This window comes from Anaerolineales bacterium, assembly GCA_015075725.1.
In the GTDB taxonomy this organism is placed as follows: domain Bacteria; phylum Chloroflexota; class Anaerolineae; order Anaerolineales; family Villigracilaceae; genus Villigracilis.
The window spans coordinates 2,791,352-2,806,129 of the sequence record JABTTV010000001.1; the positions used below are offsets into that span (position 1 = coordinate 2,791,352).

The window sequence follows — 14,778 nt, forward strand, 5'->3', positions numbered from 1 at the left end:
CCTAAAAACCCTGGCTATTGGATCTTTATGGCTTGCTTGCTAAAACTAAGATGAATACCCTGATATTCGCGAATGTCCAATGATAAGGCGAATTTGACCTTCGGTCAAGCGTTATTGTCCATACCAGCCGAAAAATTAGAGCACGCTTATCTGGATTCTATTTCTCTGCGGGCTTGTAGAGGAGCTGTTCGCGGACGCGCAAATCCGTGTTGCGGATTTTCATTGCGAGGTCGGCGGCAAGGTTGTACATCAGGCGGTAACCGAGCTGGGGATACGTCTCGCAGAGCATGACGATCTTGTCGCGCGGGATGACCAGGAGCCGGGTGTCTTTTTGTGCCGCGCGCGCCGTTGCGGACCGCAAGCCTTCATCGACCAACGCCACTTCGCCGAAGGATTGCCCTCTTCTCAAACGAGCAACTACCGTGTCGTTTTTCACGAGCGATCCTGTCGTGCCGCGGTTGATCAAAATATCCACCTCTCCCTGTACGATCACATACAATTCCTTGCTGCCGCTGTTTTCCTGAAAGACGATCTGATTTGCGTCGAAAACCACTTCCCGGCAAAGATTGGCGACCAGTTCCAATTGCGTCGGCGTGAATTGATAGAAAATATCGCTTTGTTTCAGAAAGTTGACAAGATTGCTCATGACGAAGAACCTTTCAGGAGTTTAGCATAACCGAGGATGAAGGGCAACGCATCGCGCTACGGGTAGGTCTGATTCAACCAATCGAGCGGATCCACCTGGATGCCGTTCACCCACAATTCCCAATGCAGATGCGCGCCGGTCACACGACCTGTTCCGCCCACCAGACCGATCACATCCCCCAAACTGACAGACTGCCCCACGAAGACTTGGATTTCGGACTGATGCCAGAATCCGCTGTAAACGCCCCAGCCATGGTCGATGACCGTCGCGTTCCCGCGCACGGTCCACGGACCGGCAAAGACCACAACTCCTGCCGCAGGAGCGGTGATGGGCAGCCCATCACCGCCGCCGAAATCCAACCCGGTGTGGAAGCCTTCGACGGATACTGTCGTTCCCTGGCCGATGTATGTGCGGCGGTTTCCATACCGCGACGTGAAATATGTTGACTCCGCGTAGGCGATGGCGGGAGAAATAAATTCGCCGACCCATAACCGGTTGGGCGTGGCAGGTGTTGTGATAGCGATCAATTGCTGTAATTCGGCTTCGGTGGATGCCGGGTCAATGGTGGCGGGATCTACATAAAGAAGCGGGTCTTCAGGATAATTTCCCGAAACGATCAGAACCAACTGTTCATAGAATTGGGTGCTGCCATCCGGCAAGGTCGCATCGAGGCGCAAAGGATACACACCCGGATCAAGCAATGCGTGAACGCCTTGTAGCGCCACTTGCAGGCCGCCCTGGCTTGGAAAAAAGTGAAGCGGATGATCCACCAGCACCCCGCCGAGGCTGACACCCGGTTGTGCGGTGACGCTGATCACTCCCGTGCCGCCTTGTTTGATTGGCAGGTCGCGGATCTCCGCGCTGATGAACGCGGAAGGCAATCCGCTGGCGTTGTTCCCACCGTCTTCACCGGGAACATAAAGCGTATCGCCCGGTAAACCGGACCAGGAACCTTCAAGATGGTTAATGCTGGTGAGAGACCATACATCGGTATTGTTCTTGACCGCGAATTCCAGCATGGATTCTCCCGTCGCAGGCGAGACTCTCCTGCTGTATTGGGTTTGATCCTGGATGGGCACGATCATGTTTGCCCCGACATAAAACTCGCTTGGACTGACAACACGATTGAGTTTCCGAAATAGTTCGTCGGGAACCTGGGTTTGCCGCATCAGGCTTCGATATGAATCCCCAAAGTTGATGAATTTCGTGTCGAGAATGCCGGAAATTCCCTCGAGGCCCGGGATGATCAGCTGCTGTCCAACTGCGAGCGTGTTTGGGTCTGCAATGCCGTTGACAGCGAGCAGGTCATCGAGGCTGACGCCGAACCGCGCCGCGATGGAATACAAGCTGTCCCCCTGCTGAACGATGTAGATCGGTCCGGTGCCTTCCTGTGCGCGAGCCGGTGTCGAAGGGACGAGAATCGCTATCAATAAAAGGAAAGCGATGAAATTACGTTTATACATCTTTGATTTCGACTTTATCGCCGATCTCATAGTCTCCCCAGCGATCCGGGTGTAATTCCAAAGTATATTTTGCGTCCTCTTTGGGGAAGTAGGCTGGCTTCCATGATTTGGCAATGACTTTGTCCACCACCTTCATCTCGGAATTGATCCAAAACACGGCGAGATCGAAAGGGACGAAGAACATGTGAATGGACGTGTCGAGGCGTGAATCGCGCTTCTCGACGAGCAGCAAGCCTTCATCAGGTTCGAGGCGCGGCCGGAACATCAAGCCGCGGAGTCGGCAGGAAAACGAGTCGCAATATCCAGCCCTTGCGGGTCGTATGAGCGGTCTGCTGAGGTTGATGACGGAAACGGTGCGGGCCATATTAGTTCAAGAAAAAGGCGGCGTATTCGCCGCCCGGTTTGGGTTATTTCTGGCTGAATACCCTCTCCACGCTGTCCAATAATTCCTGGGGGCTGAATGGCTTGGCAATATAGTCATCCACCTTGGCGATGTGCAAGCCGAGCACTTTGTCTATGTTCTGCGCCTTGGCAGTGACGACGATGACTGGGATGTTTCGCAGCGCCTGGTCGGCTTTCATTTGTTGATATACTTCCCACCCGTCCATATCCGGCATCATCAGATCGAGCAGGACAAGGTCCGGATGCAGTTCGCGCACAAGGCGGATACCCTCCACGCCGCCTGCGGCACCCTGGACGTTAAAGCCTTTGCGGGCGAGGATCAACCGGATCAGGTCGATCATTTCAGGCTCGTCTTCGACGCACAGGATGGTCTTTGCAATTGTTTCATCCATATGGTTCTGCCTTTGAATCAAGTTTACCATAAAGACCCCGGGCGATTTCCATGAATATAATTACCTGGAACGTGAACGGAATCCGTGCGGCATTGGGAAGGAACGCATTGGATTGGGCATTCGAAAAAGAGCCGGACGCCCTGTGTTTGCAGGAAGTTAAAGCCCGCCCCGATCAATTGGATGAAAAATTGGCATCCCGCTTGAAGTTGCCTTTTCAGTGGAACCCCGCCGCGCGAGCAGGTTACAGCGGGGTTGCAACTTTTTTCAAAACCGAACCGGATGAATCCAAGCTCGGTATGGACGACCCTGAATTCGATGTGGAAGGGCGTATCATACAGACCTGTTGGGGAAATCTACGCCTCGTCAACGCTTACTTTCCGAGCGGCCAGCGCGGGCATGATCGCGTGGATTACAAACTCCGTTTTTACGCCCGCCTGTTGGAGGTCTGCCAGTCGCTTCATTCCAAGGGGGAATTGCTCATCGTCACTGGCGACTTCAACACCGCTCACATGCCCATTGATTTGAAGAATCCCAGGGCGAATTCCCGGACTTCCGGCTTCCTCCCGGAGGAACGGGCATGGGTTCAGAAGTACCTCGATCATGGCTTTGTGGATGTCTACCGACGCCTCTACCCGGAACGCGTCCAATATACCTGGTGGACCTACCGCCTCGATGCCCGCGCCCGGGGAATCGGCTGGCGGCTGGACTATTTCCTCGTTTCTGAAGCTTTGATGTCAAGGGTCAAGGATGTCATCATTCACGACGGGGTAATTGGGTCGGACCATTGCCCGGTGGAACTGGTGATGGACTGATTGTGTCAGGATTCCTCATCGCGTTCTCACCATGTTAGAGAATCGTAATAATAAAACACCTGTACGCCTCGTCTGGGAAGCGGCTTGGTATAATGCTTATGTCAGAAAGTTTTGGAGGATTCTGTGAATTCCCGTGGTCAACCGTTTTTTGTGTATTTTCTATTGCTCGTAGCCATCGGAGCGATGATCTTCATTGGCATGCGGGATACATCGACGTCCGTGGAGCCGCTCACCATTAGCGAGGTGGCGCGGATGATCCAGGCGGGGCAGGTCGCGCGCATCATCATCGAAAGCGACGATTCCATCCGCGTGATCAAGGTCAACGGCTCGGAGGAAACCGCTCTCGAGTCCCGTAAGGAGGCGGATACCACGCTGGTGGAACAACTCCGCGAGTATGGTGTCACTCCTGAGCAGCTATCCGGGATGAATATCGAAGTCAGCGCGCCTTCCGTTTGGGGCGGGGTGTTGAGCGGCGCGCTGTATCTGCTTCCGGTTCTCTTCATGGGCGGGCTTTTATGGTTCATTTTCCGCCAGGCGCAGGGCAGCAACAACGCGGCGATGTCCTTTGGCAAGTCGCGCGCGCGAATGTTCAGCGGTGAACATCCCACAGTGACCTTTGCGGATGTTGCCGGCGCGGACGAAGCCAAGCAGGAACTGGCAGAGATCGTCGAGTTCCTGAAAGAGCCGCAGAAGTTCATTCAACTCGGCGCGCGGATTCCCAAAGGCGTTTTATTGGTGGGTCCTCCCGGAACCGGTAAAACCCTTCTTTCCAAAGCTGTGTCTGGTGAAGCAGGCGTGCCCTTCTTTTCCATCTCCGGTTCCGAGTTCGTGGAAATGTTCGTGGGCGTGGGTGCTAGCCGCGTGCGCGATCTGTTCGACCAAGCCAAGCGCCATTCGCCATGTATTATTTTCGTAGACGAAATTGATGCGGTGGGTCGCCAGCGCGGAGCTGGTCTCGGCGGTTCACACGATGAACGCGAACAAACCCTCAACCAGATGCTGGTCGAAATGGACGGCTTCGACACAGATACAAACGTCATCATCATCGCCGCCACCAACCGCCCCGACATCCTCGACCCGGCTTTGCTGCGCCCCGGTCGCTTTGACCGCCGCGTTACACTCGACCGCCCCGATGTGAAGGGACGCGAAGCCATCCTCAAAGTTCACGTTAAGGGCAAGCCCTTGGAACCGGATGCCGATCTCGCATCTGTGGCGCGAGGGACGCCCGGTTTTGCTGGCGCTGACCTTGAAAACCTCGTCAATGAAGCGGCGATTTTGTCTGCCCGCCGCAACAAGAAATCCATTGGCCAACCCGAATTGGAAGAAGCCATCGAACGCGTGGTGATGGGACCGGAACGCAAGAGCCGCCTCATCTCGGATGAAGAGAAGCGCATCATCGCCTACCATGAAGCTGGTCATGCCATCGTTGCCAATGCCATCGCTGAAGCGGACCCCGTCCAAAAAGTCACCATCGTCGGTCGCGGACAGGCTGGCGGCGTGACCTGGTTCCGCCCGGATGAAGACCGCATCCTTATGTCCCGCAAGAAAATGATCGCCACCCTCGCCATGGCGTTGGGCGGCCGCGCCGCTGAAGAATTGATCTTCGACGACATTACCTCCGGCGCTTCCGGTGATATCGAGCAGGTAACTCGCATGGCTCGCGCCATGGTTACGAGACTTGGCATGAGTTCTGAAATGGGCACCCTTGCATATGGACAGAAAGAAGAGTTGATTTTCCTTGGGCGTGAAATTTCCGAACAGCGTGATTATTCTGAAGCCGTCGCCGAGCAGATCGACCGCGAAGTCCGCAAACTGGTGGAGGACGCGTACAAGCAAGCCCGCGCCACGGTGAAGAAATATCGCAAGCAGTTGGATGCTGTGGCAAGGAAACTTTTGGAAGTCGAATCCATCACCCGCGACGAGTTCGAAGCGATCTTCCCGCCGCCGTTTGGCAAGAAAAGCGGAACTCCGCAACTTGCGTAAAATCGATCTTGACCTGGAGCCCCGGTGAAACTGCCGGGGCTTTTTTTTATTCAGTTACCATTCATTATGCCTTGATAGTATCCATGGAATGAGAAATAAAAACCTCCGCATAATTTGGGCCGTAACCCTTGTGTTGTTTTTACTTCCCGGGGTTTATGCTTTGTTTACACTTGGACGGCCCGCCCCGGTCCCGGTCAAACGGCAACTTTTTGAAGGGGTGATCTATCGGCGTATCGTCCGCTACCTGCCGTATGCGATGATCGCACACGTGGTCGTGATCGACAGGAAAGAGGATGATTTCCGCTTTTTGGTGACACCACCGAATGAAATGGAAGGCGGCGCAATGAAGGCGCGGACCACGTCGGAGTTCTTGAAGGAATTCGGCATTCAAATCGCCATCAATGGAGATGGTTTCTATCCATGGTGGTCGCGTTCACCTGTGGATTATTACCCTCACAGCGGAGACCCTGTCACACCCTTGGGGTTTTCTGCTTCGAGCGGGAATGTTTATGCGGATGGATTGAAGGATGAAGAGCTGGAACCAACATTATATGTGAGCCGCCGAAACGAACTGACCTTTAACCTGCCGCCCAATAAGATTTTCCATGCGCTTTCCGGTGACAGGATGTTGATCCTGGGCGGCGAGATCGCGGCTGGATTAGACGATTCGATCCTGCATCCGCGCACGGCGATAGGGGTGAACCGCAATGGGCGTTATGTGATCCTGGTTGTAGTGGACGGCCGGCAGCCATTCTACAGCAGCGGCGCGACGTATCAGGACCTTGCCGAATTACTGAAGGATTTCAACGCCCATTTTGCCATGGCGCTGGACGGCGGCGGTTCCGCTACGCTCGTCGTGCAGGGTGAAAATGGAAGAGCGGAGATATTGAACTCGCCGATCGATAATTACATTCCGGGTCGGGAACGTCCGATTGCAAATCATTTCGGTGTGTTTATTGGTGAGTGACGAATAAACCTCGATCAAGACCCGCTTCATCTGAAACGGGTCTTGATTTTTTATGGGGAAATTGCAATAAAGGGCACTTGGGAATTGCAATTATTTTGCAATAAGGCGGCAACTTACCTGTAACGCGCGCCTTCGATTTGAAACAATAGAATTTAATTGGCTTATAAGTTTTCATTATTGAAGCGCCTTAATTGGCAGTTTGGAGGAGATATACATATTAATGAACCTCTTTTTATTAAGCTGTCGCAGTTCTGCATCCAGCTTCCAATCAAAAAGGAGAAAACAATGAAATTGAAGAATTTGATACGTGCAGCGATTTTGCTTGCAATGCTCGTCAGTATTCATGGCGCTGGCTCACAGGCGTTTGCTCAAGGGAACAGCACAAATTACCTTGGCGCGCAGATCATCATCCGCAGCACAACCTTTTGGGATGCGGTTTTCAACGGAACTGTGAATGCGAACCGTTTTGAACGCTGGTCGCTCCAGTTGGTGAACCCGGAGAACTTTACTATTTCGGTCATTACCACCTCTGGCACACTCACGCCCGATATCTACCTGCTGGATGCAAATGAAAATCAGATCGCCTTGGCGAACGGCGCCCTTTCGAGCGCGGCACTAACCAGTAACCAACCTGCTGGCGATTATTTTATTCAGATCCAGCCTCAATCCGGTGAGGGAACATACCTCATGGAGATCAGCCGTGCGGGGCAGGTGGTTGAACCGACTGCCTCTGTGGTGTTGAACCCCGCTGTAACTCAGATCGGTGGAAACGCCACTGGAACAGTCATGCTCAGCAATGTTCCCGCCAGCGGTTATTCCAGTGCGGAAGTCACCTGCACCTATGACCCGGCTTTGATCCAGGTCAGCAATATCACCGACTCTGGACTCTTCGGCTCCGACCCCGCCGTAGCGATCTTTGGACCTGCGAGCGGTTCCTTCGTCTTCGCCGTGGCTGGCAGTAATGGACAACGTGCCGCTTCTGATGGTGCTCTCTTTACCTTCACCATCACCGCGTTGGCAGCCGGGCAGGCTGATATCAATTGTGTGGTGCGTGTCTCTGCCGGTGGCGTATTGACAACCATTGCATCTTCACCGGTCACCTTGGTCATCGAAGAACCGACTGCAACCCTTAATGGAACGGTTCTTGCCGCCAAGCCAGTCACCGTTACCCTCTACAGACCAGATACCACTGTTGAAGCTACAGCCACTGCGGATACGAACGGTAATTTCACAATGACGGCACTTGCTGGCTCTTACACTGTTGTGGCATCGGCACCCGGCTTTCTCAGAGCCCAGGGCAGCCTGGTCCTCACTGCTGGCGCTACCAAGACCATGCAGACTATCACCCTGCTTGCCGGTGATATCGACGGTAATGATGTGATCGACCAGTTCGATGCCCTCACCATCGGCTTGAACTACAATCTCGCAGCCCCTGCAGCCGCCGACCTTAATAACGACGGAACGATAAACGTCCTCGATCTCGAACTTCTCGCCGTCAACTATCGCGAGACTGGTCCTCTTGCCTGGCAGTAAACACCCGATAATGAAAAGATGCGCCGAATTTATTCGGCGCATCCCCCCCCATCGAGCACTCAAGGTAAAGGATTGCGCTGACCATCATTGCACTCATCTGTCTCGATGCTGTCATTCAGGCAAAAGCGCAATCTGCGGAATCGATTTTGGTCACCGACAATGCTAAGGGTTTCAAGACCATTGAAACAGAGATTGTCGCGGTCAATGGTTCTTCTGCTCTTGTGAGACGAGGGCACGCGCGGCTGATTAGGCTCGAAATCCTTGTCTCCGTTGATAGGACATTGCCATGAAAAATAAATTATCCGCCAGGCTATCCCTGCTGATCTCGATACTGCTTGTTGCCATTCCTGCAAGCGTGTTAGCAAGCACAGCACCGCCCGTGGATATGTTCCAATTGCCCTGGGAGCAGGGGAAAGCCTGGTATCCATACGATGGGCTTGATAACGGAATCCGGCGTTCCACCGGAAGTCCGCATTATTATGGAAACGGCGGCGCATTGGACTTTGCCCCGCGGGCAAAAATGACGATCGGCGAAGACACCTCGAACGACTGGGTAACTGCAGCCGCAGCCGGAACCGTCTATCAGGTGGGGTCCTGTTTTATCAAGATCGATCATGGCAATGGCTGGAGGACCGAATACTGGCATTTGGATAAGATCCAGGTAACAACAGGCAGCAAGGTCAGTCGCAACCAGCGGTTGGCAACCATCCATAACAATAAAGATAAGCAAGTGTGTACCGGGAATGAATTCCCGGGTCCGCATTTGCATTTTGTATTCCGCCCCAAAGTTCTTGATACCCGTTTTGCGGGATGGACCGTCAACTTCAACATTTTTACAAATATCACCACCTTCAACAAAAGCGGACAAACCGTTGGCAGGCTCCAGCCATTGATGAATATTCCCGACCTGCAGGTCGCCACTCGAGGCATTCTCGATTGGAACATCACCTACGAGGGCAGCGTTGATGCCTTTCGCCAGGAACGTTGGTCGCTCCTGTTGATCGACATGGCGAAGTTCGATATCAAAGTGAATCCAACCGGCATAGGCCTGGTGCCCGTCATTGTCTTGTTGGATGCAGGTGGAAATGAAATTACACGTGCCAGCGGAACATTGAGCACGACCCAACCCGCTGGCTTTTATTACGTCGATATCCGCCCAGAGGCGGGGACGGGGTATTACAACATCCACGCCACAAAGATCGAATCCGGCGGCGCCACGGTTACACCTTCACCGACAGCGACTCAAACAAGTACGATCACTCTGACTCCAACGGCAACAACAAGCCCTGGAACTCTTTCTGCAACGCCTACTGTGACCCTCACCTCAACCGCCACAGACATTTTCACTGGAACGCCCGATCTTACCCAAACATCCAATGCGATCACGCAGACCGCGATCGCTGGCACACTGACCGCAACAGCGGACGCAGCTACTCAAACCGCGGTCGCCGCTACACTGACTGCAAATCCTGCCATTCAAACCGCCATCGCCTCTACACAAACAGCACTTGTCGCGACATTGACCGCTGAACCTGCCATCCAAACTGCCATTGCTGCCACCCAGACCTCCAGTGCGTTGACGATGACAGCATCGGCCATCACACCCTCGCCAACGATCACCCAGACCAGTGTGCCGACTCCCACAGGTCCCTATGTGTTAGTGGATGTGATTCAATCCACCCTGACAACCAATCAAACCAGTCTGGTGAATGTAAGTTTGAACCATGTGCCAACAGAAGGCTACGCCAGTGCAGAATTTGTCTGTACGTACAACCCTGCCATCGTAGAAGTCAGCAATATCCTGGCAGCGAACCTCTTCGATTCAGACCCGGTCACCGCCTTGAGCGGACCACAAAACGGACAGTTCATCCTTGCCATTGCAGGAGGGAATGGCAGGAAAGCGACCTCCAGTGGAATCGCCTTCACCTTCTCGATACGCGGTTTGCAGGTTGGGCAAACGACCGTTCAATGTACCGCGCGCGTTTCCACGGGGCAGGGTGGGTTGCAGCCGATCGCATACATCCCCGATATTGTGACCGTGGTCGGTCCTGCCATGTCGCCCACGCCGGTGGGTTCCGCCATCACTGGCAGGGTGATCGCCAGCAAACCCGTTACCATTCGTTTGTATGATGCCAGCAATACATTGGTCATCTCACAGGCTGCGAATTCCGATGGATCGTTCGCGTTACAAGTCCCAGGCGGCACTTACACCATCATCGCTTCGGCGGACGGCTTCCTCAAGGCTCAGAACGCCATGACCCTCATAAACGGGCAGACGATCATCAAGCCAACCATCACTTTGCCGGCGGGGGATATAGATGGTAACGAGATCATCGACGAATTCGATGCGCTCACCATTGGGATAAACTACGGCGCTTCCATCCCCGCTGCAGCGGATCTCAACAACGACGGCGTGATCAACGTCCTCGACCTTGAGCTGCTGGCGGCGAACTATCGATTGGCGGGCGCGCTATCGTGGCAATAAAGACTGTAGTGGCGGGGTTACCCCGCCACTACGTTTTTAAAATTCGATCTCCCCGATCTGCTCAAAGTTAATATCGAAGAATTCCTCGGCTTCGGTTTCCAACTCGGCATCGAACGCATCTCCCGCGCGGACTCCGCGATTGCAATACGATCTATAAGGGCAGTAAAGGCACCGGTTGGTATCCTCAGTTTTAGGGTAGGAGGAGGCGGATTTTATTTCTTCTGCGAAACGTGAAATGGCATCCCAATCCCGCTTGAATTGATCCGGCTGATAGGGGAATCGGGCCGGGTCGTTTGGAAAATCGGAGAACCAGTAGATCATCTCGATCTGTTCGGGCGCGATGGGCTTGCCGCCGTTGAGGAATGCGCCCGCCTGGACCAACAAGGCGCGATACACATGGGTTTGCAAGCGGATGGCAAGAAATTCGTTCCTGGGGCGTTTGCGATAGGTCTTCCAATCATAGATGTAAAACTTTTTTCCATCCGTGGCGATGAGATCATATTTGGCAACAAGACGGAATGCGCCGAGCGGCGCGGATAAAGTGACTTCAGTTCTGAGACTCGGCAGGTCTCTAAGATCTACCAGGTCTTTTGAATTCACGAAATTCCCCCACCATCTTTGCAGATTATCTGTATTGGCTATTTTAGCGATCAGGCTCTCAGGAATGCCGATGAAAAATTGTTGTACGAGCCGGTGAAAAAATTCGCCTTCGCGCTGATGCATTTCATTTTCGAGCGCAGGCTCCGTTTCAATGGCTGGATATGCCAGGCGCTGAAGATAGCGCAGCTCAAAACGGCGCGGGCAGTCGTTGTAGTCCTGCAATGACGATTGGCTGAGTGTGGTCAGATCGATGTGCATGCTTTATTTTGCCACAGAATTTTGCGCCTATGCTATACTTTTGCCAACCTGCGGGGATGGATAGGGAGCAATGCCCTACCATCTTCATGAAAAATTCGGAGTTATATGGGACAGGAAACACAAGTAGCCGTTTTTATCGACTACGACAATATTGAAATAAGTGTGGAAGAAGCCTTCGGCAGGGGCGCCGATGTGGATTGGAGCCGCATTTTCAACTACGCATCGCAGATCGGGCGTGTGGTCTTGCGCCGCGCCTACGCCGATTGGGCGGAAGCCGCCACCAGGCAACGCCAGTTGCTCAACATGGGCGTGGAGTTAATCCATGTAAACAGCAAGCGCGGAAAGAATGCCGCCGATATCCGCATCGTCATCGACGCGCTGGAATTGTTCTACACCAAGCGTGACGCTTTTACGCATGTTTTGCTTGTTTCAGGCGACGGCGATTTTACTGAACTGGTCCATCGTTTGCGGGCGCAAGGCAAGACGGTGATCGGATTGGGAGTGAGCGGCACGACGGCGGATTATCTCGTCAGCGCTTGTGACAAGTTTGTATATTACGACAAATGGCAGGGCGTGGGTAGGTTCAGGAAAGAACCGCAGTCGAATGGCGGGCAAAAACAACAACCTGCCAAACAGATTACCCCGCCTGCACAAAAACAGGAAAAACCTCAGCCGCATCCGCAAGGGAGGGCGCAATCGCAGGAGAAGCCCGCGCCTAAGCCTGCTGCGCCGATCTCGCCGGAGAAACGGCTGGAGCGATATCTCAACATCCTTGCCGCGCATAAGATTCGCATGACGCCCAGTACGAATCGTCCGTTGGTCATTTACAAGATCTACGATATTGTCAAGGAAAACCCGGGCATCACCTTCAATCAACTGAAGGAAAAAGCGCAGGCGGTATTTTCCAATACAAAGGTCGAGCCACAGGTAGCGCTCGATACGGCGCATCAACTTTTCCATACGTTTTGCTTCGAGTTCGACCAAAGCAACGACCGCATCATGGATCGAAGGATGCTGATTTCAGAAGACACGAAATCGCCCGCCGACCTGCTCAATAAATGTGACCAGAAACTCCTGCAAATGATCGCAGGCGACCTGGGCGCGTCTGAAGCGCTCGATAAGGAAATTGCCGCCAAAATTCTCTACGGCAGCGTGCGCAACCCCAAGGTGCTCGATCATATTCAGGATTTGCTCGATAAAGAAACTCAGGTATAATCGCGGGCATGCTTTACATCTTCAGCGTAGGCAAACCCCTCATCGCAATGGCGATCAACGGCTTCAACAGCGCCGGTCCTTGTCGTATTGCGCCTGTTTGCTGAAAGGTTACGTCGCTTTCACACGCCGCAGGCTACTGCGGCGTTTTTGTTTAACCTGTAGATCACATTTGCAATGTGACGTCACGCTTCAAGCGTGACCTACGATAAATTACGGAACCAGCCATGATCCAAATTCAACTCTCCAACATCACCCTCGTTCTCGGCGCCAAACGCATCTTCGAAAATCTCAACTGGGAAATACAGCGTGGTCAACGCATCGGCCTGATCGGTGCGAACGGCGCGGGGAAATCTTCGTTGTTCAAACTGATCGAAGGGGAACATGCCCCCGAAATGGGTGGAAGCATAACCCGCGCCCGCCCTTCGACAGGCTCAGGACAACGCCTCATCACAACGGGATACCTGCCTCAACATCCCGAGCTTGACCCCACGCTGACAGCGCTCGACGCTGCGATGGCGGGCAATCCGCGCGTTGGGGAGGTTCATGCAGAGTTAGAAGAAGTCGAAGCCAGCTTGGGCGATCCCGGGGTTTATGGCGATGAAAAGAAATTACAACGCGCGCTGGAAAAGCAACATCAACTCGTCGAAGAATATCACGCCCTCGGTGGTGACTCCTACCCGGAGCTGGTTAAGGGAATCCTGCTCGGGCTGGGACTCGCTCAAAGCGAATTGGACAAGCCTCTCTCCGTGTTGAGCGGCGGGCAGAAGAAACTTGTCGGGTTGGCGCGGCTGCTTCTGCTGAATCCTGAAATCTTGTTGTTGGATGAGCCCGACAATCATCTTGATTTGCCTGGAAAAATGTATCTCGAAAAACTCATCCGCGATTACGATGGCACGGTGGTCATCATCTCGCATGACCGTTACTTGCTCGATGCCGCCGTGACGCACATCGCCGAACTCGAAGATGGCAGGATGACCGTTTTTGAGGGCGATTACTCCAGCTACATCGCGGACAAAGACATGCGGCTGGCGCGGCAGGAAGAGTTATATCGTGCCCAACAGCACGAAATCCGCCGCATGGAAATTGCGATCAAACGCTTTGCCATTTGGGGCAAGGTATATGACAACGAGAAGTTTGCCGCCAAAGCCAAAACCATACAAAAGCGGTTGGACAAGATGGAAAAGTTTGAGAAGCCAGTCACCGACCGCAAACGCATGGAATTGCAGTTGAACGGCTGGCGCGGCTCGAACAAAGTTTTGGAATTGGCGAATATTTCCAAGTCTTTTGGCGAGAGACGTGTGTTTTCAAATGTCAACGAAACCATCTGGCATGGCGAGCGGGTGGGGATGATCGGCGCGAATGGGGCGGGGAAATCTGTGTTGCTGCGGATGATTCTTGGCAAGGAGATGCCAGATACCGGCGAGATAATAATCGGTCCCAGTGTTTCGATTGGGCATTATGCTCAGGAGCATGAGACGCTCGATTTCAACCAAACGGTTCTGGATGCCGTCCGTTACGCGGGTGAGATGAGCGAGTCACGTGCCACAGCATTCTTGCTGCGGTATTTGTTCACGTACAAGCAGGTCTCGCAAAAAATTGGCGAACTCTCTGGCGGAGAGCGAAGTCGCTTGCAATTGGCGTTGGTCGTGCTCTCAGGTGCGAATTTTCTTTTGCTCGATGAACCCACTAACAACCTCGACATTGCCTCGGCGGAAGTCTTGGAACAAGCCCTCGAAGATTTCGAAGGGACGGTATTGGTCATTTCGCATGACCGTTACTTCCTCGACAGAACTGTGCAGCGATTGCTCGTTATCGAAGATGGTCAACTCGCCGGGCATGTTGGCGGATACAGCGATTACTTGGCGGCTCGAAATCCGAAGTCCGAAGGTAGAGCGACAAGGTGATAAACGGAAATTGACACAATCGGAAGCATCGAGCGAAAGGCGGAGGGTTGACCGAACCGATCAGTCAATTTGTCGATGGATTTTGAGATAAGGTTTATAGAATAACCAATGGAAACAA

At 53.4% G+C, this 14,778-nt stretch carries 12 protein-coding genes; 7 read left to right on the forward strand and 5 right to left on the reverse strand.

The genetic code is table 11. The features are described 5' to 3' along the window. Positions 1–157: 157 nt before the first annotated feature. The 4 genes from HS100_13415 to HS100_13430 are packed head-to-tail and all read right to left on the reverse strand — an operon-like array spanning position 158 to position 2,903. Positions 158–646 carry a cyclic nucleotide-binding domain-containing protein gene (locus HS100_13415; protein ID MBE7434910.1) on the reverse strand — a complete coding sequence of 163 codons (489 nt, stop codon included), beginning with the start codon at positions 644–646 and terminating at the stop codon, positions 158–160. 56 nt (positions 647–702) lie between these two features. After that, positions 703–2,109 (reverse strand): peptidoglycan DD-metalloendopeptidase family protein, encoded by a 1,407-nt coding sequence (locus HS100_13420; protein MBE7434911.1) that lies wholly within the window; start codon positions 2,107–2,109, stop codon positions 703–705. Beyond that, on the reverse strand, positions 2,102–2,473 hold the full coding sequence (locus tag HS100_13425; GenBank protein ID MBE7434912.1) for a DUF192 domain-containing protein: 372 nt from the start codon (positions 2,471–2,473) through the stop codon (positions 2,102–2,104). Before HS100_13425 ends, HS100_13420 begins: the two co-directional genes overlap by 8 nt. A gap of 43 nt (positions 2,474–2,516) precedes the next feature. Next, on the reverse strand, positions 2,517–2,903 hold the full coding sequence (locus tag HS100_13430) for a response regulator (GenBank protein MBE7434913.1): 387 nt from the start codon (positions 2,901–2,903) through the stop codon (positions 2,517–2,519). Positions 2,904–2,953: 50 nt separating this feature from the next. Here HS100_13430 and xth point away from each other — a divergent pair, with 50 nt between their 5' ends. The 5 genes from xth to HS100_13455 all read left to right on the forward strand — a co-directional run bounded on the left by xth (position 2,954) and on the right by HS100_13455 (position 10,683). After that, complete coding sequence (gene xth, locus HS100_13435) at positions 2,954–3,715, forward strand: exodeoxyribonuclease III (protein MBE7434914.1); 762 nt, start codon at positions 2,954–2,956, stop codon at positions 3,713–3,715. 183 nt (positions 3,716–3,898) lie between these two features. Further along, positions 3,899–5,698: an ATP-dependent zinc metalloprotease FtsH gene (locus HS100_13440; protein MBE7434915.1), complete on the forward strand. Its 1,800-nt coding sequence runs from the start codon at positions 3,899–3,901 to the stop codon at positions 5,696–5,698. 88 nt (positions 5,699–5,786) lie between these two features. Continuing rightward, positions 5,787–6,665, forward strand: coding sequence for a phosphodiester glycosidase family protein (locus HS100_13445; GenBank protein MBE7434916.1), 879 nt, complete (start codon positions 5,787–5,789; stop codon positions 6,663–6,665). 285 nt (positions 6,666–6,950) lie between these two features. Beyond that, positions 6,951–8,198 carry a carboxypeptidase regulatory-like domain-containing protein gene (locus HS100_13450; GenBank protein ID MBE7434917.1) on the forward strand — a complete coding sequence of 416 codons (1,248 nt, stop codon included), beginning with the start codon at positions 6,951–6,953 and terminating at the stop codon, positions 8,196–8,198. A gap of 286 nt (positions 8,199–8,484) precedes the next feature. Continuing rightward, entirely contained in the window at positions 8,485–10,683 is a 2,199-nt protein-coding gene (locus tag HS100_13455; GenBank protein ID MBE7434918.1) for a peptidoglycan DD-metalloendopeptidase family protein, read from the forward strand. A gap of 36 nt (positions 10,684–10,719) precedes the next feature. On the opposite strand, the gene HS100_13460 is transcribed toward HS100_13455, so the two are convergent. Next, positions 10,720–11,541, reverse strand: coding sequence for a PD-(D/E)XK nuclease family protein (locus tag HS100_13460; GenBank protein ID MBE7434919.1), 822 nt, complete (start codon positions 11,539–11,541; stop codon positions 10,720–10,722). Between the two features lie 105 nt (positions 11,542–11,646). Between HS100_13460 and HS100_13465 the strand changes: the two genes are divergently transcribed. Together HS100_13465 and HS100_13470 are read left to right on the forward strand one after the other, a co-directional pair. Beyond that, on the forward strand, positions 11,647–12,756 hold the full coding sequence (locus HS100_13465; GenBank protein ID MBE7434920.1) for an NYN domain-containing protein: 1,110 nt from the start codon (positions 11,647–11,649) through the stop codon (positions 12,754–12,756). 224 nt (positions 12,757–12,980) lie between these two features. Then, on the forward strand, positions 12,981–14,660 hold the full coding sequence (locus tag HS100_13470) for an ABC-F family ATP-binding cassette domain-containing protein (protein MBE7434921.1): 1,680 nt from the start codon (positions 12,981–12,983) through the stop codon (positions 14,658–14,660). The last annotated feature ends 118 nt before the right edge of the window (positions 14,661–14,778 follow it).

Bases quoted from the DNA above. Each gene is read 5' to 3' on its own strand.
- HS100_13470 (MBE7434921.1), top strand. From the start codon at position 12,981: ATGATCCAAATTCAACTCTCCAACATCACCCTCGTTCTCGGCGCCAAA.
- HS100_13425 (MBE7434912.1), bottom strand. From the start codon at position 2,473: ATGGCCCGCACCGTTTCCGTCATCAACCTCAGCAGACCGCTCATACGA.
- HS100_13445 (MBE7434916.1), top strand. From the start codon at position 5,787: ATGAGAAATAAAAACCTCCGCATAATTTGGGCCGTAACCCTTGTGTTG.
- xth (MBE7434914.1), top strand. From the start codon at position 2,954: ATGAATATAATTACCTGGAACGTGAACGGAATCCGTGCGGCATTGGGA.
- HS100_13430 (MBE7434913.1), bottom strand. From the start codon at position 2,903: ATGGATGAAACAATTGCAAAGACCATCCTGTGCGTCGAAGACGAGCCT.
- HS100_13450 (MBE7434917.1), top strand. From the start codon at position 6,951: ATGAAATTGAAGAATTTGATACGTGCAGCGATTTTGCTTGCAATGCTC.
- HS100_13465 (MBE7434920.1), top strand. From the start codon at position 11,647: ATGGGACAGGAAACACAAGTAGCCGTTTTTATCGACTACGACAATATT.
- HS100_13440 (MBE7434915.1), top strand. From the start codon at position 3,899: ATGATCTTCATTGGCATGCGGGATACATCGACGTCCGTGGAGCCGCTC.
- HS100_13460 (MBE7434919.1), bottom strand. From the start codon at position 11,541: ATGCACATCGATCTGACCACACTCAGCCAATCGTCATTGCAGGACTAC.
- HS100_13420 (MBE7434911.1), bottom strand. From the start codon at position 2,109: ATGTATAAACGTAATTTCATCGCTTTCCTTTTATTGATAGCGATTCTC.
- HS100_13415 (MBE7434910.1), bottom strand. From the start codon at position 646: ATGAGCAATCTTGTCAACTTTCTGAAACAAAGCGATATTTTCTATCAA.
- HS100_13455 (MBE7434918.1), top strand. From the start codon at position 8,485: ATGAAAAATAAATTATCCGCCAGGCTATCCCTGCTGATCTCGATACTG.